The following is a 19,695-nucleotide window of genomic DNA, read 5'->3' on the forward strand; positions in this document are numbered from 1 at the left end:
TAGAGTCAATGCTCACCGTTATGTTCAAATCTTCTTATCTGCATTTTTCAAAGTTGATCGTCGAAACCGAAATCCTGAACGCCGCCGATTGCGTCCTAGGTTTCCGTCCGTTCTCAATAGCCCATCAGGCTCATCACTTCCTTGCGGCTGCGATCATCGTCGAGGAAGCATCCCAGCACCCGGCTGGTGATCATGCCGACGCCCGGCGTGCGCACCCCGCGACCGGTCATGCAACCGTGCTCGGCCTCGATCACGACTGCGACGCCCTGCGGTTCGAGATTGTCCCAGATGCACTGCGCGACTTCCGCCGTCAGCCGCTCCTGGATCTGCAGGCGGCGGGCATAGCCGTGGAGGACGCGCGCGAGCTTTGAAATACCGACGACCTTGTTGTTCGGCAGGTATGCGATCGCGGCCTTGCCGGTGATCGGCGCCATATGGTGTTCGCAATGCGACTGGAACGGAATGTCCTTGAGCAGCACGATTTCGTCATAGCCGCCCACTTCCTCAAACACGCGGCTGAGATGGATCGACGGGTCTTCCTGGTAGCCCTGGCAATATTCCAGCCATGCGCGACCGACCCGCTTGGGCGTATCGATCAGGCCTTCGCGTGCAGGATCGTCTCCCGCCCACTTGATAAGTGTACGGATCGCATCCTGCACGTCGTCGGGCACGTCGGGTTTGTTCAAGGGATTCTCCGGGTCAAACTCGTCGTGATCATGCACGTTCATATAGTTCATGGCCAATGTCTTTCTAGGCTGAAGAAACCAGGGCCTTCCCCGGCTTTTTCAATGTCCAACGCAATCCCGGACAGTTAACCGCCTGAGAGCAATACGGTTCCTTCACCGATCATCATTCGATCCTCGGCACATGCGCGCGACGATGGATGCCGGGCGAAATAAAGGCGCCTCCGACCACCGGGCCGGGGGCGCCTATCGAACAGGAGTACCGGCCTATTCCTTGGCGTTTTCTTCCTTTTCGGGCGTGATTTCGGCGGCTTGCTTTTCTGCGCTCTTACGCTCGTCGAACACCCTGGTCATTTGCCTGTCCCATTGCGCATCAATCTGGTCCTCGAAATCAGGGAAGTGATCTTCCTCTTCTTCGTCGATATGATGGCGGTAGCGGTGATCGAATTCCTTGAACTTGAGCAACCAGCCGGGGGAACTCATGTCTGTTGCGGCAAGATCGTTTAGCATTTCGTCGATTTCATGGTGCTCGGCAACCGAATGCCGGGTCTCGTCGGTCACCTCGGGCACGGCGAGCATTTCGGAATAGACCGCCTGCTCTTCGGCAGCCGCATGGCTCTTCAACTCCTTGGTCAGCTCCTCGAAGAGCTGACGGCGTTCTTCCGAATCGCCAGTGGTCTTGGCGATCTTGTCCAGCAGGTCGCGCTGGCGATCGTGATCGGTCTTGATGCGTTGGAGTACGGTGGCTGTCTCGGTCATTGCGGGCCCCTCGAATATCTTGCCTTATCAACGGGCATGTCATGCCCGTGTTCCCCGGTCTTGCCTCGCCTGCGACCAATCGCCACACCGGACAGATGATCCGTTCGGACCACAGCCCCGCCGATTTCGAAGCGACCGCGCGTCGCGTTCTGGCGCGCTTGCCGGCGGAATTTCGCGAGCAACTGGACAACATCGCATTGCGGATCGAGGAATTCGCCAGCAGCGAGCAGCTCGCTTCGGTCGGGCTGGAGGATCGCTGGGAGCTGAGCGGGCTCTATGAGGGCATACCGCTGACCGAGCAATCTTCATGGTCGAGCGGCGATATGCCGCCCATGATCAGCCTTTTCCGCCAACCGCTGCTGCTCGAAATGCGCGAGACCGGAGTCGAGTTCGAAGTGTTGGTACGGCACGTGGTTATCCACGAGGCCGGGCATCACTTCGGCTTTTCGGACGAGGATATGCACGCGCTCGAGGAACAGGCGGAGGACTGACCTCCAGACCAAGAAAGCCCACCCCCTGGAGGGATGGGCTTTCTTGGCGCGCCAGGAAGGATTCGAACCTCCGACCGCCTGATTCGTAGTCAGGTACTCTATCCAGCTGAGCTACTGGCGCACGAGAGAGGCGGCACATAAGGGGAGCGACGCGGCTTGGCAACCTCTGTTTACCGCATCGCACCCAAATCTTTACCCGTTCATGAAGAGCCGCAACGCCAGCGCGATATCGAGCGGCGGCTTATCCAGCGCGGCGATCTCTTCCGGCGAGAACCAGCCGATCGCTTCCCCTTCCAGGGCAGCCGGTTCACCCATCCATTGCTCGATTCTGTAAAGCAGGATGACAATCGCCGATCGGCCCGGAATTTTCGGCTCTTCGGCAAATGCAACTGGTACGCAATGCCGCGCGTCGATCTCGATCCCCAGCTCCTCGCGCAATTCGCGAACAAGCGATTCTATCGGGATTTCCGAAGGTTCGACCTTCCCGCCAGGGAATTCCCACAGTCCTCCATGATGCTTGTGCAGGGGCCGACGATGCATCAACCAGCGCCCGTCCACGCCCTTCAGAGCCCCGGCGACCACCGGTATCCAGCCCGCGCCGCTGTCGGAATTTTTTCCATCTCCGGTGCCGCTCTCAACCATTTCTTAATCCCCTGACACGATACCTCGACCTGTCAGGAACGAAATGACAGGTGACTCCATGAGTTTGACGACATTCCTTAAGCACATTGGAACGGACGACAAAGGCGCCACCGCTGTCGAATACGGCCTGATCGTAGCATTGATCGTGCTCGCGATGATCGGAGCTCTTCAAGGCGTTGCCGAGGAGACCGAGAGAACTTGGAGCGAGGTCGAGACTGCGTCTGTGGATGCGATGACCAATTAAGGTTTTTGAAAGGGTCCGAATTAGGAATTTCTCAAGAGCTGCAGATTACATCCACGAATGTCTGTTCGTTTGTTTGGACGGACAACGGGTACCGAAGACTGAAACCAGGAGACTAAAAATGAAATTCTTCAACAAGCTGGCTCGTGACGAGCAGGGTGCAACCGCCATCGAATACGGCCTGATCGCTGCTCTCATCGCAGTTGCTGCAATCACCGCCATGCAGAGCCTCGGCAGCACCCTTTCGGATACTTTCTCCGAAGTCGACACGCAGATGGCTAACTAATTAGTTTAGCGACTTGCAGAAGGAAGCGGCGGGGTTTTGCCCCGCCGCTTTTTTTGTGCCCGCAGCACATTTGCGATGCGGGACCCTCTGTTTGAAGACTGCCGCCGCGGCTAGCGCGCCCGCACCACCAGTTTCACTTTTTGTCCGGCACGCAAGATGTCGCTCGAACCGAGCGCATTGAGAACCCGGAACCGTTCTTCCTGCGCATTGTCATAGGCCATGCGCCGCGCAAGCGAAGCGATGGTATCGCCGCGCTGAACGGTCACCACATCGATGCGCCTCGGGACGATTGCGTTGGCCTCAGCCTGGCTGATCCGGCGCATCGACTGGAACATCAAGGAAAACGGGTTGGTCCGGCCCGCGGGCGAAATGGCCTGGAAGTGATACGCGCGATTGTTCGAAAACTCATAGGCGAACACCACCACATCGACCTGGCTGCCACCGTTGTTTACCCGCGCTGTGCCGTAGGCCGCGCGCAATCCGTTCACAGTCGTGCGCTGGATGCTCGAAGGCGCGAGCGTCTGCCCCTGCCCGGCCAGGGCGTTGAATTGCTGGCGGATATAGCTGTCGAGATCGCCGTTATAGGGCGCCAAAGTAAGCTGTGCCTTGCCGCTCTGCCCATTGATGCTGACCGCACGAGTGCCGTTGACCATGTAAAAGCCCTGCGGCGCGGTGAACGACAGCATCAATTCGGGGTGAATGAACCGGCTGCCCTCGACCACGCCCTGCTCCGGATCGTCGCCGTAGATCATTCCGTCGATGCGGGTGAGGAAAGTGTCGCGATTGGTCACGGAGCCCGGCAGTCCGGCGGCTGTGTTGCGCGCGGTCTGTACTCTGGTTGCCGGATCGGGATGGGTCATCGCCCATTCGGGGATCGTTGCATTGCCGCGCCCCTGCAGCCGGGCATCGAGCGTGTTCTGGGCAGCGAGACTGGCAAGCACGGTGCTCATCGCGTTGGGATCGTAACCCGCACGGGTGAGGTAGGTTATCCCGAGCTGGTCGGCCTCGAGCTCCTGCTTGCGCGAGAATCGCAGGGTGAGGAGCTGCGATCCCTGCAGGAACCCGCGCGAAATCGTGTTGCCCAGGCTCGAATCGCCCAGCAGCAACGAGCTGCCGATCGCGCCAAGCACGCCGAGGATCGAATTGCGCTGCGCCGCCTGTTGCCGACGCTGCGAATGGCGTGCGGCAACATGGCCGACTTCGTGCCCGAGCACGCCCGCCAGTTCCGCTTCGTTGTTCATCAGCGAGACCAGTTGCCGGGTGGAGTAGATATACCCTCCGGGGACCGCGAAGGCATTGTTGACCGGGCTGTTGAGCAGGCTGACGGTGAAGCTGTCGCGCGCGTTACCGAGGCCGGATTGCACCGCGATGTTCTTGCCCACCTGCTCGACATAGGCAGCTTGCGGACCCGTCATCGCTCCGCCGAATTCGGCGAGGAATTGCGGGTGATATTGCGCACCTTGCTGCGCTTCGGCCTGTGTGATCGGGGTGGAAGCGGAGGGAATCGATCCGCCGGCACCCATGCAGCCGCTCAGCGCCAGGGCAAGCGGGGCTGCACCGATGGCAAGGTGTTTGCGCGAAATCGTCGGCATGTCGTCTCTCCTCAGTCCGGCCGCCGCACCCCACCGCCAGCGGCTGTCTCAATATGCGAAGGGCAACTATCGGCCAAGCGTCCGCCAACGGCAAGCCCCTCTAGCGCAACACAAATTGTTGGAGAGAATTCAGCCGCCCAGCTCGAGGAACCGCTCCTCGCGGGTGCGGATAAGCGATTCGCTCGGAAGCTGGGCAAGTGCGTCGAGCTCTTCGCTGATCGCGTTGCCGAGCGCTATCGCTGTCGCCACCGGATCGCGATGGGCGCCGCCTGCCGGTTCCTTGACGATCCGGTCGATCACGTTGAGGCGCTTGAGATGCTGCGCGGTGACCTTCATTGCCTGAGCCGCTTCGGCGGCCTTCTCCGACGTGCGCCACAGGATCGAAGCACACCCTTCAGGCGAGATCACCGAATAGACCGAATGTTCGAGCATAAGCACGCGTTCGGCGCTGGCGAGCGCCACCGCACCTCCGGACCCGCCCTCGCCCACGATCGCGGAGACCATCGGCACCGGCAGCGCGAGACACGCCTCGGTCGAGCGGGCGATGGCTTCCGCCTGACCGCGCTCTTCGGCCTCGATCCCCGGAAACGCGCCCGAAGTATCGACCAGCGTCACAACCGGGAGGCCGAAGCGGCCCGCAAGGTCCATCAGCCGGATCGCCTTGCGGTAACCTTCGGGCTTGCCCATGCCGAAATTGTGTTTGAGGCGGCTCTGCGTGTCGTGGCCCTTTTCGTGCCCGATGAGCATCAACCGGCGGCCATTCAGGGTGGCGAAGCCGCCCATGATCGCGAGGTCGTCGCCGAAATAGCGATCCCCGCCAAGCGGCATGAAATCCTCGAACGCATGCTGCACGTAGTCGCGGAAATGCGGCCGGGCCGGATGCCGCGCTACCTGCGTCTTCTGCCACGGGGTGAGCGAGGCATAGGTGCTGGCGAGCAATTCGGCGCTCTTGGCTTCAAGCCGTGCGATCTCGCTGGAGATATCGACCGCATCGTCATCGCTCGCGTCGCGCAGCTGTGCGATGCGCTCTTCGAGCTGTGCGACGGGTTTCTCGAAATCGAGATAAGCAATCATCGGTCCGCGCTAGTCCGATGCGCGGCGTTGGGCAAGAGGATGACGCGTATTAACCAGCGACACGAGTCGTGCCTCATCGACATGGGTGTATATTTGCGTCGTCGCGATATCGGCGTGCCCCAACAGCGTCTGGAGCACGCGCAGGTCGGCCCCGCCCTCCAGCAGATGCGTCGCGAAGGCATGGCGCAGAACATGTGGGCTGATCCCGTCCGGATCGAGCCCGGCCCGCACCGCCAGCTCCTTGAGCAGCTGGTACAGCCGCACGCGGGAGAGATGCTTGCCGTTCCGCGAAGGGAAAAGGAAACGCGAGGCCGGTTCTCTCGGGCGCACCTTGAGCCATGCCTGAAGCGCCTCGCGCGCGCGATCGCTGAGCGGAACCATGCGCGCCTGGCCGCCCTTGCCCATGACAGTGATCAGCGGTGCGTCGCGCGGCACCGAACTCAAGGGCAGCGAAACAAGCTCGGTGGCGCGCAACCCCGAGCCGTAGAGCATCTCGATCAGCGCCAGCTGGCGCACACGGGCCGGTTTGCCGCTGCCCGCTTCGAGTTCGGCGCGCTCCAGCAATGCCTCGACTTCGCCGTGCGAGAGCACCTTGGGCAACGGACGTCGGGTCCGCGGATTGGGAAGCGCGCCGGACGGATCGTCGCTGCGCCAACCCTCGTCCACTGCAAAACCAAAGAATTGCCTCAGCGCCGATGCCTTGCGCGCAACTGTCGAAGGAGCGAGCGCGCTCCATTCCCCTGCGAGCTTTGCAATCCGGGCACGCGGTGCTTTCGCGAGGTCGCCGACCAGCTCTTCGGCACCCGCCAGGTCGCGGCGATAGGCCGCGAGCGTGTTCGCCGCCGCGCCACGCTCCGCCGCCAGCATGTCGAGAAACGCCTGCGTCGCCGCAGACATCAGGCCCGCGTGACCGCTTCCGCCGCGATCATCCGTGCTTCGGCTTCCAATCCCACACGGCGCAGGGCCGAGGTGATGTGATACAGATGTAGCGGGGTCATCTGCGACCAGTCATCGCCCTGCATTCCCAGCCCCGCCAGAAGCGCAACCAGTGCAGCGTTGTTGACCTCGGCAGCGCGCTCGATGGTCCGGGTCCAGCGGGTCTGGCGTCCGAAATCGACATCGAGCCGCCCTCCGAAAGCTTCGCGATCGTTCGCATCGATACGATCCAGACCGGCAAGTCCCGCCAACAGAAACGCGGAGGCACGCATGTCTTCGCTGTCGTCATTGTCGACAAACGTATCGAGAGCCTGCTGGTCGGCATTGCCGCTACCTGGCACGGCAACGGCCAGGAGGGCCCAGCCCAGACTGCCGTCCGCCATCACACCGCGCCAAGTCGCCGCATCGCGATCCAGTCCGGCGGTGAGCATCGAAGAGATCAATCCGCCGGCGAAGCCCGCATAGTCTTCGGAGGCGGGAACACGTGCGGCTGCATAGGCGGTTGTAACCTTGCCCGCATAATCGCCGGTTTCACCCCACAATTGCTGCATCGCGTTGATCCGCAGGCCGGGCTCGTCGGCGACATAGGCATCGCGCAGGAAAGCGGCACGGGCCGCCGCATCGCCGCCGATCGAATTGTCGGCATAGATCATGCTGTAGAAATCGACCATCGCGCTCGACGACAGGATTCCCTCGCTCGCTGCGCGCTGGGCGAGAGGCTCCCGGGTGGACAGCGCCACCATCGGTGCCGAAGTCGTCGCATAGGCATAATAAGCCCGATCGCCGCCTTCGAATGCGGCCTCGAGAAGGCCGTCCGGGATCGGCTCGCCCACTGCATTGGCCAAGGCAAAGCGCCACGGGTTCATATCCTCGACATCGTCCCATTCGATATCGACCGCCCGTCGCCCGCGTCCGGCCGCTCCGGCATAGCGCTGCGCCAAGAGGATATCGATCGGCGGTGCGATTTCTTCGCCAAGCGCCCGATCGAGCTGGTTTCCGGCGAGTGCGCCTTCACCGGCATAGGCGTTGCAGATCGCCTGGAGCATGATCCACTGCGCATCGTCGCGCACCGATCCCTGGAGCCGGACAGCCGGGCAGGCCCCGGTCAGGTCATTTGCGCCGATATAGGCGGTCAACGCCTCGCTGGTCAGCGCGGTGTCCCAATTGCCGGTATCGACATCCTGGACGAGCGCGCGGGCCACCGCGAACTCGCCCATGCGGTTGAGCACGGCTGCGCGCAGGCTCGCGAATTCGACCGGGCTCATACCGTCCGGCGCTCTCATCCGGCTCGCCAACGCCCGGCGCATCAGGATGTGGCCCCAACGCGAAACCATCGGGCGCTTCGTCCCGGCAAGGACCGCCCGCACGAGGCCCGCAGGTTGTCTTGCGAGCGAACCAGCAGGCAGCCCGCCCTCGCCGGCCGCCAGGACACCCACGCGTTCCATCGAGCGGCGCGCTGCGGGAGGAATATCGTATTTCGGCTTCAGTCCGAGCAGATCGTCGATCTCGTCGGTGGTCATCGCCTCGAGCTCTTCGAGCGTCGGAACGCCTTCGAGTTCTTCGCCCGAAATCGTCGGAACCGGCGGGAGATCGCTCGGAAGTGGTTGCACCACCGGCGCTCCCGGAGCCGCCGGTGTGCCTGGCGCGGCAGGGGCCGCAGTCGGCAAGGCACTCGGCGCGGCACTGGGCGTCGGAGCGGGCGCAGGATCGTCGAAGCCGGGTGGCAAGAGCGATTCCGGCTGGTCCTGCGCGGTTGCGAGACCGCTCACCAACATGCCCCCGGCCGCGCCAGCAAGGCCCAGCGCTCCAGCGCTCGCTAGCCACAAGGATCGCCGCATCATTCGTTCTCCGCCGTCACGCCCGGCACCTCGACCGCCTGCACGATCGGTCGGATCGGTTCCTCACCGCCGTCGATCCATGCGAGCACCAGCACCGCCAAAACAGCCAACCCGGCATAGATCGGCGCGCGTTTGCGCAAGCCGCTGTCCCCAGGCTGCCGTCCCCGTGCAGGAATTACGCGTGACAAGTTTGACATATTGCGCGCGCTCTACCCCATCTATAGGCCTTGCGGCAATGACTGCCGAAGCCTCTTTGAACGATCGCGACATCGCCCGGATCGCGGCCCGGATCGACCGCCCTGTCGTGCTTGTCGGGCTGATGGGTGCGGGCAAGTCGACCGTGGGCCGCCGCCTCGCCGCCATGTTGGGCCGCAGTTTTGTCGATGCCGACGACGAAATCGAGGAAGCCGCACAGCGCAAGGTCTCCGAGATCTTCGAGGAATTCGGCGAGGACTATTTCCGCGACGGCGAGCGGCGGGTGATCGCGCGGTTGATCGAGGAAAACGGGGGCGTGATTGCGACCGGCGGCGGCGCTTTCGTCGATCCCGAAACTCGGGCCCTGATCCTCGACCGGGCGATCGCGGTATGGATCGATTGCGACATCGATACGCTGGTCGAACGCACCTCGCGGCGCAACCACCGGCCGCTGCTCAAGACCGGCGACCCGAGGGAAATCCTGACCCGGTTGCTTGACGAACGGGGCAAGTTTTACAGCCAGGCGCAGATCCGCGTGTTGAGCGAGGACGGACCGCACAAGGACACTGCGCGTGCGATAATCGAGGCGATAGACCGATGGCTGTAATCCCCGTCGCGCTGGGCGGGCGCAGTTATGACGTCACGATCGAGCCCGGCTGCGTCCTGAAGGGATTCGCGGCCAAGGCGCGCCCCTATTTCGAGCAATATCATCCACAGGACGGGGCGAAGCATCGCAAGGTGCCGTTCGTCGGCGATACGAACACATATCGCCTGTTTCGAGAGCCGATCGAACAGAGCCTGGAAGCCGAGAATTTCGCCGCTGAATGGTTCGTGGTCGAACCGGGCGAAGGCGCGAAAAGCTGGGCGGTGCTGGAAAAGCTCTGCGACTGGCTGCTCGGTCTTGGTGTGACGCGTTCGGACCACGTGTTCGCCGTGGGCGGCGGGATCGTCGGCGACCTCGTGGGTTTCGCTTGCGCTATCACCAAGCGCGGCTGCGGCTTCGTGCAGGTGCCGACCACCCTGCTGGCGCAGGTCGACAGCTCGGTCGGCGGGAAGACCGCGATCAACACCCGCGCGGGCAAAAACCTGATCGGCGCATTCCACCAGCCGTCGGCTGTCCTGATAGACCCGCTGGTTCTCGACACGCTGCCGCCGCGCGAGATGCGCGCGGGTTACGCCGAGGTGCTCAAATACGGCCTGCTGGGTGATACCGCGTTCTTCGACTGGCTCGAAGCGAATGGCGGCAAGGTGCTGGCGCGCGAGCCGGACGACCTCGCCCACGCGATCGCCACCAGCATCCGCGCCAAGGCCCGGATCGTCGCCGAGGATGAGCGCGAAACCAGCGGGGTGCGTGCGCTGCTCAATCTCGGCCATACCTTCGGACATGCACTGGAAGCGGAAACCGGCTTTTCGGATAAGCTGCTGCATGGCGAGGCAGTCGCCACCGGCATGGTGCTCGCAGCGCGCTACTCCGCGCGGCGCGGCGATATGTCGCATGACGATGCCGAACGCACGGCAAAGGCAATCGGCGAGGCGGGACTTCCCGCCGAAATCGCGGCCATGGGGCTGGCATGCGACGGCGCGCGGCTCGTCGACCACATGCGGCATGACAAGAAGATGGAAGGAGGCACTCTGCCCTTCCTGCTGCTGAACGGGATCGGCAAAGCCTATCTTGCGCGCGACGTCGACCTGGAAGACGTCGCCGCCTTCCTCGACGAGCAGTTGCAGGCACACTGACATGACCCGTTTCATCGACCTCTCGATCCCGATCACCAACGAGGTGATTTCCGATCCCGAGGTGATGCGGCCCAAGATCACTTACATGACCCACGAAAACACGTGGGAGCAGATCGCCATGTTCTTTCCCGGGCTCGAAAAGAAAGACCTGCCCGATGGCGAAGGCTGGGCGGTCGAGATGCTCGAACTGTCGACTCACAACGGCACCCATATGGACGCGCCGTGGCATTATCATTCGACCACCGGCGCAGGCGATCCCGGAGGCGCTCGCCCGGCTCCGAGCATCGACGAGGCCCCGCTCGACCGGTTTTTCCGCCCCGGCGTAAGGCTCGATTTCTCGCACCTGCCGCACGGGCACGTGGTGAGCGCGGCGGAAGTCGAGGAGGCATTTGAGGCGATCGGATACGACCTCCAACCGCTCGATATCGTGCTGGTGCAGTCGGGAGCGGTCTACGGAACCGAGAATTTCACCGATCAGGGCGTCGGTTTGGGCGCGGAAGCAACTCTGTGGCTGACCGAGCACGGCGTCGAAGTGGTCGGGACCGATGCATGGAGCTGGGACGCGCCGTTCAGCCACACTGCGAAGCGCTGGGCCGAAACCCGCGATCCCTCGATCATCTGGGAAGGCCACAAGGCCGGGCGTATCCGCCCCTATTACCAGATCGAAAAGCTGACGAACCTGGAAAGCCTGCCCGCGCATGGTTTCACATTCAGCTGCTTTCCCGTGAAGATCGAGCGCGCCAGCGCCGGCTGGATTCGCGCTGTGGCGATGGTCGATTGATGGCCGGAAGCCTGATTGTCCTGAATGGTGTGAGCAGTGCCGGCAAGACGACACTGGCTCATGCGATCCAAACCATCTCTGGTGACGTGTGGCTGCATGTTGCGCTGGACAGCTTCATCGCCATGTTGCCGGACCAGCGCGAAATCGAACAGGACTGGTTCCCTGTCGTGAATGTGAAAGTGGACGGGAAAACTCTCCCGAGAATCTCGACGGGGCACTCGGGCGGCCTACTGTTGGGAGAGATGCGTGGATTTGCGCGGGGTCTGGTCGCGAGCGGGTTGAACGTCGTGGTCGACGATGTGTGCGAAGCCGCCGAGATCGCCGACTACCGCCGGATTTCGGGCTCAAAGCCTATCCTGCTCGTATGCGTGACAGCCCCGACCAATGAATTGGAACAACGGGAAGATGCGCGCGGCGATCGTCTTCACGGTCTTGCCCGCGAACAGAATTCACGGCTCCACAAGGGCATCGAATACGATCTGATTGTCGACACAAGCATCCTCGATCCGATTGATGCCGCCAATCGAATTCTCGAGGCCTTGCCGGTCCGAAACTAACCCGCCTCGCGTTCAGGCAGTTTCGCAACCCTCGAGCCGATGCTGACGAAGGTCGGGCCCTGTGCCGCCTCTTCATCGGCCATCATTGCGTCATGCTCGGCAAACAGAGCTTCGATTTCGGCGCGTTTTTCGAGCAGCGTATGGGCGATGCCCGGCGCGAGGCTTTCGCCGTCGCCGATCTGCCCAAGCGTCGCCGCCAGGTCGCTTACAGTCGCATCACGGGCCGTTTTGAAGAAGTGGCCCTTGCGGTCGAAATAGCCGGTTCCTTTCCTGGCCATTTTCAAGATCCCCCGATCAAGTGATTGCACCCGCCGACGAATCGGCAGGAAAATTGTCCCTAATGCGAGGGGGAATGGCGAGTCCGTAAACCGGTTTATTGCGGAGAAATCGCGATTTTGACGTTTGCATACAATGCGTTGGAAATTTCTTGCAACACGGGGTCGCAGTTTCTTTCCCTGCACATTGCGAATCGGATTCGCCCGAAAAGCCGTTAACCCTATTCGAGCTCGAGAATCACCGCATCGACGGCAAGGCTTTCGCCTTCTTCGGCGTTGATCTTGGCGATCGTGCCTTCCTTCTCGGCGCGCAGGATGTTCTCCATCTTCATCGCCTCGACAGTCGCGAGCGGCTGGCCCGGTTGGACTTCCTCTCCCTCGGCCACGTGCAGCTTCACCAGCATGCCGGGCATCGGGCAGATCAGCATCTTCGAAAGATCGGGCGGCTCTTTTTCGATCATCAGGCTTTCGTGGGGCGCCAGCCGCAGCGGAAGAGCCAGGGCACGATGGGAAGCGCCGCGCGTGGTGATCACCCAGTGGTTGCCGTCGCGCTCGACGATCAGGCCGTAGCGCTCACCACCCCCACCATCGGGCGATGTGGTCGCAACCGCCTCGACCATGCCGGGCAGCCAGTTGCAATTGCCTTCGACCATTTCGCCGTCGACAATCGCGTGCCCATCGCCCAGCACGACTTCGTGACGGGTGTCGCCGAGCTTCACCATCCATTCGCTGGTTACCGGCTGGTTGCCGTCAAGCTGGCCTGAAATGCGGCGGGCGCGCGCCTGCCAGGTGAATTCGTTGCCCGCGCATATCGCAGCCAGCATCCGCCGGAAGTCGTCGGTGACTGGCGCGCCTTCGAAGCCTTCGGGATATTCCTCGGCGATGAAGCCCGTCGTGAGCTCGCCCGAACGGAATCGCTGGTGTTGCATGATCGCGCTGAGGAAATCGACGTTGTGGCCGAGCCCCTTGATGCGGAACGCATCGAGCGCTTCGATCTGGAGATCGGCGGCTTCTTCGCGGGTCGGGGCCCAGGTGATCAGCTTGGCGATCATCGGGTCGTAGAAGATCGACACCTCACCGCCTTCGTAGACCCCGTCGTCGACGCGCACGCTCCCCGCGCCATGCGCAACTCCGCGCCGGGGCTTGCCTGCGATTTCGCCATCATCCGTCCAGCCATCGACCGGCGGCGAGTACTCGACCAGCCGGCCGGTCGAAGGCAGGAACCCGCGATAGGGATCCTCGGCATAGACACGGTTTTCGATCGACCAGCCGTCGATCCCGATGCCGTCCTGCGTCATGTCCAGCTTTTCGCCAGCCGCGACGCGGATCATCTGCTCGACGAGATCGATGCCGGTGATCGCTTCGGTCACCGGGTGCTCGACCTGGAGCCGGGTGTTCATCTCGAGGAAGTAAAAACTCTCCCCGGTCGGGTCTGCACCGCTTACGATCAACTCCACCGTGCCCGCGGAATGATAATCGACCGCCTTGGACAGCGCGACGCACTGTTCGCCCATCGCCTTGCGCATTTCATCGGTGACGAAGGGCGAAGGCGCTTCCTCGACCACCTTCTGGTGGCGGCGCTGGATCGAGCATTCGCGCTCGTTGAGATAGAGCGTGTTGCCGTGCTTGTCGCCGAGGATCTGGATTTCGATGTGGCGCGGGTTTTCGATGAATTTTTCGATGAAGACGCGGTCATCGCCGAACGAGCTCAAGCCTTCGCGCTTGGTCGCCTCGAACCCTTCGCGCACGTCCTTTTCGGACCATGCGAGCCGCATGCCCTTGCCCCCGCCCCCGGCGCTCGCTTTCATCATCACCGGATAGCCGATGTCGTTCGATATCTCGACCGCGTGGTCGGTATCGCGGATCTCGCCGACGAAACCGGGGACCACATTGACCCCCGCTTCCTTCGCCAGCTTCTTCGATTCGATCTTGTCGCCCATCGCCGCGATTGCGCCAGCGGGCGGTCCGATGAAGGTGATCCCTTCTTTCTCGAGCGCCTCGACGAAGCTCGCGCGCTCGGACAGGAAACCATAGCCGGGATGGACCGCCTCGGCCCCCGTTTCCTTGCACGCGGCGATGATCTTTTCGGGGAGCAGGTAACTTTCGGCAGCAGGAGCGGGGCCGATATGCACCGCCTCGTCCGCCATCCGCACGAACGGCGCGCGCGCATCGGCATCCGAATAGACCGCGACGGTTGCGATCCCCATCTTGCGCGCAGTGGTGATGACCCGGCAGGCGATTTCGCCGCGGTTGGCAATCAGGATCTTGGAAAACAAAGCGCGTCTCCGGAGGGTGTATTCTGTTTAGCCATGCCTATGCCGCCAACCGTGCGGGCAGGCAACCTATCGAAATCCCCTGTTCAGGCGGAGGAATCGGCGAGACTTCGCAACTGTTCTGTGCGTTCCTTGGTCAGAGCGGTCTTGCAGGTAGAGACGAGCAGCGGCTCGAGGCTGCCGCCGCGCGCTTCGTAGCCATCCACACGGCAATGCGCGTCGCGATAGGCAATCCACGCGCGCTGCGCTTCGAGCAGGCTGTCGAACCAGCCGGGGCGCTTGTCCCAGTCCATCGCGACGCTTTCGTCCCATCCCGCATCGCGCTCCTTCATCCGCGCCGAGGTTTTCGCCCACTGCCGGTTGAGCTCCGCATCGGCGGCGCGGTATTCCTCCGCTGCGCACCAGTTCATTTCCTGCTGCGCGATCGGATCGTCGCAGTTCCAGCCGGGATTGGGCGGAGCGGACTGGTGGCCTGGATGGGCGAGCACCAGCAGCGGCGCGAGGATCGGAAGCATCACGTGGTCCTTTCGGCGTAAGCGACGAGGCTTGCAGCATAGGCCGGAGCGCCGCGCCGGTCACCCTCCCCGCTGACGAGTGTCTGGACCGCCTTCGACAGCATCGAGACGTTCGCGGGCGAGAGCGTGCCAAGCGCGTCGACATAGATGCCGATCGTGAACAGGATCGCTCCGGTTTCCGGCAGGCGGCGCAAAGTCTGGCGTTCGGATCTCACGAACAGCGTTTCCCCCGCGTTCCCGGGCGTAACATGGGCGAATTGTTCATGCGGTTCACCGTCGGCCAGCCAGCGCCGTTCCCCGGTGGGCGCGATAAACCAGTTGCAGCGGCCATAGATCGCGCCGGGCTTGAGCGTCTCCATGAATGTGTCGACGCCAGTGGCAAGGTGCTCCTCATAGCCAGCGATCGGAGCATGAAGCGCGCGCAGCGGCAGGCCGATCTTGTCTTTGGGATGCCAATCCGAAGGCCAAGCAACCACCGCGCCGATCAGGCGGTAGACCTCCTCGCCCTCATGCTTGGTGAGAAGGCACATGTCTTCATGCGCGGCAAGCGCCGCTTCGGGAAGCGCGCCTGCAACGCCCAGCATCGCAGCCAGTTCGCGCCCCGGAGCCTCTGCCTCAGGCGTCAGTTGCACGCCCTCGGGCCATTCTCTGAAGCCTTCAGCCCTCGCCGACAGATCTGGTTCGGGCTGGAGCCAGTCCTCCTCGCTCAGTCGCACCAGCCCCATCCGGAGCTGCCCTCCCCCGCGCGCCTTCGGGAGCAGTTCGTCGACGGAAAAGCCGAGGGTCATTCCGGCACGGATTTCCCGCCTCGTTCGCAGCGAAGCCCAAGCCCGTATTCCTCAAGCCAATCGGCATCGGTGGGGAGGAGGTATTGCAGCGCTTCCGGCATCAGCCCGTGAAGCGCGTTGGCATGGACGAGATCGCTCCGCCGGTCTGAAAAGCAAAAATCCTGTTTTGACGAAATCGCATCGACAAGGCGGAGAATGCCGGTTTCGGTTGCTCCGCCCTCATCCGCCAGCGACAGGTAAAGCGGCGGCCTGCCTTCAAGCGTTTCAGCAATGCCCTGCGAGAGCGATTGGTTGTCCCACTGAAGCGCGGGCGAAATCGCCGCATAACCGTCGAACTGTCTATCGGCGCCGAGCCACGTTTCGACCACGAAATGCCCTGCTGCGCTCTCTCCGGCGAGGATGGCGGTCCCGTCGGTCCTGTAACGCGCTTCGATCATCGGCTTTACCGTGGAGACCAGCCAGTCGCGAAACTCGGAGCTGCTCCCGGCAGTTGAATAGCGCTCCTGCTCGGCGGGATCTCCTGTCGGCGGCAGGAGTTCGCGCTGCCGGTCTCTGGTCTCGATCCCGACGATGATCGCGTTTCGGCTACGTCCCCAAAGCCGGTTCCAGCGTTCGAGGCCGGTCACCAGCATCAGGTCCTGATCCATGCCGGCATCGAGCGCATAGATGACAGGCCATCGCGTATCGGGTTGCTCGGCATAATCGGGCGGGAGGATAACGTTGACCGCGCGCTCCGCCCCGACCGCTTCGAGCGTGTATTGCTCGCCGATCACGATAGGCTGCGGTTCGGCGGGTGTCAGAGAAGATGCCGCTCCCGCGAGGATGAGCGAAATCACTCCGCCGCCTCGTCCAGACCCTCGCCCAGCGGCGGCATATTGTGTCCGAGTAAAGTCAGGATATCCGCTGCGCATTCGACCACGTTCGAGCCGGGGCCGTAAATGCCCTGCACTCCGGCTTCGCGCAGGAAGTCGTAATCGGTCGCTGGGATCACGCCGCCAGCGGTGACCTTGATATCGGCGCGCCCGGATTCCTTGAGCAGGCGGATCAGCTCGGGGATCAGGGTCTTGTGGCCTGCCGCGAGTGAACTTGCGCCGATTACGTCGACATCGTGTTCCAGCGCCATGTCGCGCGTTTCTTCTGGTGTCTGGAACAGCGGGCCGGAGATCACCTCGAAGCCCATGTCGGAGAACGCGCTCGCGATCACGTTTGCACCGCGATCGTGCCCGTCCTGTCCCATCTTGGCGACCATGATCCGCGGTTTGCGCCCAAGCCGCCGCTCGACCGCCTCGACTCCATCGGTCACCTGCGCCCAGCGCCGGTCGAATTCGTAGGCGCTCTTGTAGACCCCGCTTACCGGCTTGGGCGTGGCATCGTGCCGCCCGAAAGCCTTTTCCATCGCCGACGAAATCTCGCCGAGCGTTGCATCGGCGCGCGCTGCCTCGACCGCCTTGGCGAGCAGGTTCACATCGCCTTTTGCCTTCATTTCGCCGAGCTTCGAAGGCGGGAGCGGAACGCCGCGCTCGTCGCGGCCATCGCCAAGCGCCGCGCGGGCCGCGACGGGGTCGGTCCCCGCCGCCTCCGTCAGCGCCGCAAGCGCCGCCTGCACCTTTTCATCGTCGCGCTCGGCCTTGACCCGCTCGATCCGCTCGATCTGGCCCTTGCGGACCTTGGCGTTGTCGATGTCGAGCGTTTCGATCGGGTCTTCCTTGTCCTTGCGGTATTTGTTGACCCCGACGATCACCGTCTCGCCCTTGTCGACGCTCGTCTGCTTTTCCGCCGCCGCGCGCTCGATCGCGGCCTTGGGCGCGCCGGTGGCGACATAGGCGGTCATCCCGCCTGCTGCGTCGACCTCGGCCATGAGCTTTTTCGATTCCTCGACCAGCGTCGCAGTCAGCGCTTCGATGTAGTGCGAACCGCCCAAAGGATCGACGACATTGGTGATGCCGCTTTCCTCCTGCAGCACCAGCTGCGTGTTGCGCGCGATGCGGGCGGAGAAATCGGTGGGGAGCGCGATCGCTTCGTCGAGCGCGTTGGTGTGGAGGCTCTGCGTGCCGCCCAGCACCGCCGCCATCGCCTCGACAGTGGTGCGGATGACATTGTTGTAGGGGTCCTGCTCCTGCAAACTGACACCGCTCGTCTGGCAATGCGTGCGCAGCATCTTCGACTTGGGGTTCTCGGCCCCCAGCCCGTCCATCACATCGTGCCAGAGCGTGCGCGCGGCGCGCAGCTTGGCAATCTCCATGAAGAAGTTCATGCCGATCCCGAAAAAGAACGACAGCCGCGGTGCGAACTTGTCGAGATCGAGCCCGGTTTCCATCGCCCGCTTGGCGTATTCCTTGCCGTCGGCGATGGTGAAGGCGAGCTCCTGCACGGCGGTCGCCCCGGCCTCGTGCATGTGATAGCCCGATATCGAAATACTATTGAATCTCGGCATGTTATCGCTGGTGTATGCGATGATGTCCGAAACGATCCGCATGCTCGGTTCAGGCGGATAGATATAGGTGTTGCGGACCATGAACTCCTTGAGGATGTCGTTCTGGATGGTCCCCGAGAGCTTGTCCTGCGACACGCCCTGCCGCTCCGCCGCGACGATGTAGAACGCCATGACCGGGATTACGGCACCGTTCATCGTCATCGAGACGCTCATCTGGTCGAGCGGGATCTGGTCGAACAGGATCTCCATGTCGCGCACGGTGTCGATCGCGACTCCCGCCTTGCCGACATCGCCGACGACGCGCGGATGGTCGGAATCGTATCCACGGTGGGTGGCGAGGTCGAAGGCGACACTCAGCCCCTTTTGCCCCGCGGCGAGGTTGCGGCGGTAGAAGGCGTTCGATTCCTCGGCGGTGGAAAAGCCCGCATATTGCCGGATGGTCCACGGACGCCCAGTGTACATGGAAGCGTAGGGCCCGCGCGTGAACGGCGCGAAACCGGGCAGGCCCGGATCGAAACCGGCGTGATCCTCGGCAGTGTAGAGCGGCTTGATGTCAAAGCCTTCGGGCGTCTCCCACGTGAGGTCGCGCCCTTTCACTTCCTTGTCGGCAGCGGCTTTCCAGTCTTCGGGGGTGGGTTTGTCGGTCATGTCGATGCCTATACACCAATCATCACCCCTGCGTAGGCAGGGGTCCAGAGAACGTTTCAATGAGAGGAGAGCTTAGCTGGATTCCCGCCTTCGCGGGAATGACGAAATTTGCTATTTTCCGCTAAATTCAGCCTTGCGCTTTTCAAGGAATGCTTTCCCGCCCTCCCGGGCATCGGCGCTGCGCCCCGCAATATGCTGCGCTTCCGCTTCGGCGAGCAGTACCTGCTGGAGCGAACCGTCGAGCGCGGTCGCGATATTGCGCTTCATCGCCGCGAGCGCGAGCGTGGGGCCGTTGGCAAGCTTGGCCGCAAGCGCTTTCGCCTCGTCCATCAGCAGCTCGTCGTCGACACACTTGTAAATCAGGCCCCATTCCTCGGCCTGTTCGGCGCCGATTTTCTCGCCCAGCATCATCATCCGGGTGGCACGCGCGCGGCCGATCGCGCGGGCGAGCAGCCAGGTCGAGCCGCCATCCGGCACGAGACCGATATTGACGAAAGCCTGCAGGAAATAGGCCGAGCGCCCCGCGATAGTGAAATCGGCAGCCAGCGCGAGGCTGCACCCGACACCTGCCGCCGGACCGTTGACCGCGCAGATCACCGGCACATTCGCGCGGATCAGGTGGCTCACCGCCGGGTTGTAATGGTTGTTGAGCGCCTCGTGGCTGCCGCCCTTGCCGGTCAAAGCGCTGTCGCTGCCTCGCGCAGACAAATCGGCACCCGAACAGAAGCCTTTGCCCTCACCCGTGATCAGGACCGCTCGGGCTTCACCGAGGTCATAGAACGCCTGCCCGATCTCGTCCGCCATTTGCGGAGGCATGGCATTGAGCCGTTCGGGCCGGTTGAGCGTGATCGTGGTCAGCGGGCCGTCTGTTTCGACGCGGATGGTTTCGTAGGACATTTGTTCTCTTTCCGGATTCGCAGGTCAGTTCGACCCCCAAGCAATTCGACCCC

General features: G+C 62.8%; 22 protein-coding genes and 1 tRNA gene. 7 read left to right on the plus strand and 16 right to left on the minus strand.

Annotation, left to right across the window (positions count from 1 at the left end; all coding sequences use genetic code 11):
• Positions 1-113: 113 nt before the first annotated feature.
• Positions 114-737 (minus strand): GTP cyclohydrolase I FolE, encoded by a 624-nt coding sequence (gene folE / locus ACI5KX_RS10250; RefSeq protein WP_406810561.1) that lies wholly within the window; start codon positions 735-737, stop codon positions 114-116.
• Between the two features lie 213 nt (positions 738-950).
• Entirely contained in the window at positions 951-1,442 is a 492-nt protein-coding gene (locus ACI5KX_RS10255) for a hemerythrin domain-containing protein (protein WP_406810562.1), read from the minus strand.
• A gap of 41 nt (positions 1,443-1,483) precedes the next feature.
• Here ACI5KX_RS10255 and ACI5KX_RS10260 point away from each other — a divergent pair, with 41 nt between their 5' ends.
• Positions 1,484-1,933: a metallopeptidase family protein gene (locus ACI5KX_RS10260; RefSeq protein WP_406810563.1), complete on the plus strand. Its 450-nt coding sequence runs from the start codon at positions 1,484-1,486 to the stop codon at positions 1,931-1,933.
• A gap of 44 nt (positions 1,934-1,977) precedes the next feature.
• Here the strand turns inward: ACI5KX_RS10260 and ACI5KX_RS10265 are convergent.
• A tRNA-Arg gene (locus ACI5KX_RS10265) sits at positions 1,978-2,054 on the minus strand.
• Between the two features lie 71 nt (positions 2,055-2,125).
• On the minus strand, positions 2,126-2,575 hold the full coding sequence (locus tag ACI5KX_RS10270) for a (deoxy)nucleoside triphosphate pyrophosphohydrolase (protein WP_406810564.1): 450 nt from the start codon (positions 2,573-2,575) through the stop codon (positions 2,126-2,128).
• Positions 2,576-2,633: 58 nt separating this feature from the next.
• Here ACI5KX_RS10270 and ACI5KX_RS10275 point away from each other — a divergent pair, with 58 nt between their 5' ends.
• Together ACI5KX_RS10275 and ACI5KX_RS10280 are read left to right on the plus strand one after the other, a co-directional pair.
• Positions 2,634-2,819 carry a Flp family type IVb pilin gene (locus tag ACI5KX_RS10275; protein ID WP_406810565.1) on the plus strand — a complete coding sequence of 62 codons (186 nt, stop codon included), beginning with the start codon at positions 2,634-2,636 and terminating at the stop codon, positions 2,817-2,819.
• Positions 2,820-2,937: 118 nt separating this feature from the next.
• Positions 2,938-3,102 (plus strand): Flp family type IVb pilin, encoded by a 165-nt coding sequence (locus ACI5KX_RS10280; RefSeq protein ID WP_406810566.1) that lies wholly within the window; start codon positions 2,938-2,940, stop codon positions 3,100-3,102.
• Positions 3,103-3,212: 110 nt separating this feature from the next.
• On the opposite strand, the gene ACI5KX_RS10285 is transcribed toward ACI5KX_RS10280, so the two are convergent.
• The 5 genes from ACI5KX_RS10285 to ACI5KX_RS10305 form a co-directional block, all read right to left on the minus strand.
• The gene (locus ACI5KX_RS10285) at positions 3,213-4,694 is read right to left on the minus strand and encodes a M48 family metalloprotease (protein WP_406810567.1); all 1,482 of its coding nucleotides are present in this window, start codon (positions 4,692-4,694) and stop codon (positions 3,213-3,215) included.
• 129 nt (positions 4,695-4,823) lie between these two features.
• Positions 4,824-5,768: an acetyl-CoA carboxylase carboxyltransferase subunit alpha gene (locus ACI5KX_RS10290; RefSeq protein WP_406810568.1), complete on the minus strand. Its 945-nt coding sequence runs from the start codon at positions 5,766-5,768 to the stop codon at positions 4,824-4,826.
• Positions 5,769-5,777: 9 nt separating this feature from the next.
• Entirely contained in the window at positions 5,778-6,665 is an 888-nt protein-coding gene (locus ACI5KX_RS10295; RefSeq protein ID WP_406810569.1) for a tyrosine recombinase, read from the minus strand.
• Positions 6,665-8,479 (minus strand): hypothetical protein, encoded by a 1,815-nt coding sequence (locus ACI5KX_RS10300; RefSeq protein ID WP_406810570.1) that lies wholly within the window; start codon positions 8,477-8,479, stop codon positions 6,665-6,667. Before ACI5KX_RS10300 ends, ACI5KX_RS10295 begins: the two co-directional genes overlap by 1 nt.
• 62 nt (positions 8,480-8,541) lie before the next feature.
• Positions 8,542-8,682: a hypothetical protein gene (locus ACI5KX_RS10305; protein ID WP_406810571.1), complete on the minus strand. Its 141-nt coding sequence runs from the start codon at positions 8,680-8,682 to the stop codon at positions 8,542-8,544.
• Between the two features lie 95 nt (positions 8,683-8,777).
• On the opposite strand from ACI5KX_RS10305, the gene ACI5KX_RS10310 reads away from it, so the two are divergent.
• The 4 genes from ACI5KX_RS10310 to ACI5KX_RS10325 are packed head-to-tail and all read left to right on the plus strand — an operon-like array spanning position 8,778 to position 11,812.
• Positions 8,778-9,344 carry a shikimate kinase gene (locus ACI5KX_RS10310; RefSeq protein ID WP_406810572.1) on the plus strand — a complete coding sequence of 189 codons (567 nt, stop codon included), beginning with the start codon at positions 8,778-8,780 and terminating at the stop codon, positions 9,342-9,344.
• Positions 9,335-10,474: a 3-dehydroquinate synthase gene (gene aroB / locus ACI5KX_RS10315; protein ID WP_406810573.1), complete on the plus strand. Its 1,140-nt coding sequence runs from the start codon at positions 9,335-9,337 to the stop codon at positions 10,472-10,474. Before ACI5KX_RS10310 ends, aroB begins: the two co-directional genes overlap by 10 nt.
• A gap of 1 nt (position 10,475) precedes the next feature.
• A complete protein-coding gene (locus ACI5KX_RS10320; RefSeq protein ID WP_406810574.1) occupies positions 10,476-11,255 on the plus strand; it encodes a cyclase family protein in 780 nt (259 codons plus the stop codon).
• Complete coding sequence (locus ACI5KX_RS10325) at positions 11,255-11,812, plus strand: phosphotransferase-like protein (RefSeq protein ID WP_406810575.1); 558 nt, start codon at positions 11,255-11,257, stop codon at positions 11,810-11,812. The genes ACI5KX_RS10320 and ACI5KX_RS10325 overlap by 1 nt, the downstream gene beginning before the upstream one ends.
• Here ACI5KX_RS10325 and ACI5KX_RS10330 read toward each other — a convergent pair.
• The 7 genes from ACI5KX_RS10330 to ACI5KX_RS10360 all read right to left on the minus strand — a co-directional run bounded on the left by ACI5KX_RS10330 (position 11,809) and on the right by ACI5KX_RS10360 (position 19,642).
• The gene (locus ACI5KX_RS10330) at positions 11,809-12,090 is read right to left on the minus strand and encodes a hypothetical protein (protein ID WP_406810576.1); all 282 of its coding nucleotides are present in this window, start codon (positions 12,088-12,090) and stop codon (positions 11,809-11,811) included. The genes ACI5KX_RS10325 and ACI5KX_RS10330 overlap by 4 nt on opposite strands.
• Before the next feature lie 218 nt (positions 12,091-12,308).
• A complete protein-coding gene (locus tag ACI5KX_RS10335) occupies positions 12,309-14,363 on the minus strand; it encodes a biotin carboxylase N-terminal domain-containing protein (RefSeq protein ID WP_406810577.1) in 2,055 nt (684 codons plus the stop codon).
• A gap of 83 nt (positions 14,364-14,446) precedes the next feature.
• Positions 14,447-14,875, minus strand: coding sequence for a lysozyme inhibitor LprI family protein (locus ACI5KX_RS10340; protein ID WP_406810578.1), 429 nt, complete (start codon positions 14,873-14,875; stop codon positions 14,447-14,449).
• Positions 14,875-15,663 carry a heme-dependent oxidative N-demethylase family protein gene (locus ACI5KX_RS10345; protein ID WP_406810579.1) on the minus strand — a complete coding sequence of 263 codons (789 nt, stop codon included), beginning with the start codon at positions 15,661-15,663 and terminating at the stop codon, positions 14,875-14,877. Before ACI5KX_RS10345 ends, ACI5KX_RS10340 begins: the two co-directional genes overlap by 1 nt.
• Positions 15,660-16,499 (minus strand): alpha/beta hydrolase, encoded by an 840-nt coding sequence (locus ACI5KX_RS10350; RefSeq protein ID WP_406810580.1) that lies wholly within the window; start codon positions 16,497-16,499, stop codon positions 15,660-15,662. Before ACI5KX_RS10350 ends, ACI5KX_RS10345 begins: the two co-directional genes overlap by 4 nt.
• Positions 16,496-18,745 carry a methylmalonyl-CoA mutase gene (gene scpA / locus ACI5KX_RS10355; RefSeq protein WP_406810581.1) on the minus strand — a complete coding sequence of 750 codons (2,250 nt, stop codon included), beginning with the start codon at positions 18,743-18,745 and terminating at the stop codon, positions 16,496-16,498. The genes ACI5KX_RS10350 and scpA overlap by 4 nt, the downstream gene beginning before the upstream one ends.
• 111 nt (positions 18,746-18,856) lie before the next feature.
• On the minus strand, positions 18,857-19,642 hold the full coding sequence (locus tag ACI5KX_RS10360; RefSeq protein ID WP_406810582.1) for an enoyl-CoA hydratase-related protein: 786 nt from the start codon (positions 19,640-19,642) through the stop codon (positions 18,857-18,859).
• Positions 19,643-19,695: the final 53 nt, after the last annotated feature.

Origin of the sequence: Erythrobacter sp. GH1-10 (assembly GCF_045363165.1) — a bacterium.
Taxonomy (GTDB): domain Bacteria; phylum Pseudomonadota; class Alphaproteobacteria; order Sphingomonadales; family Sphingomonadaceae; genus Erythrobacter.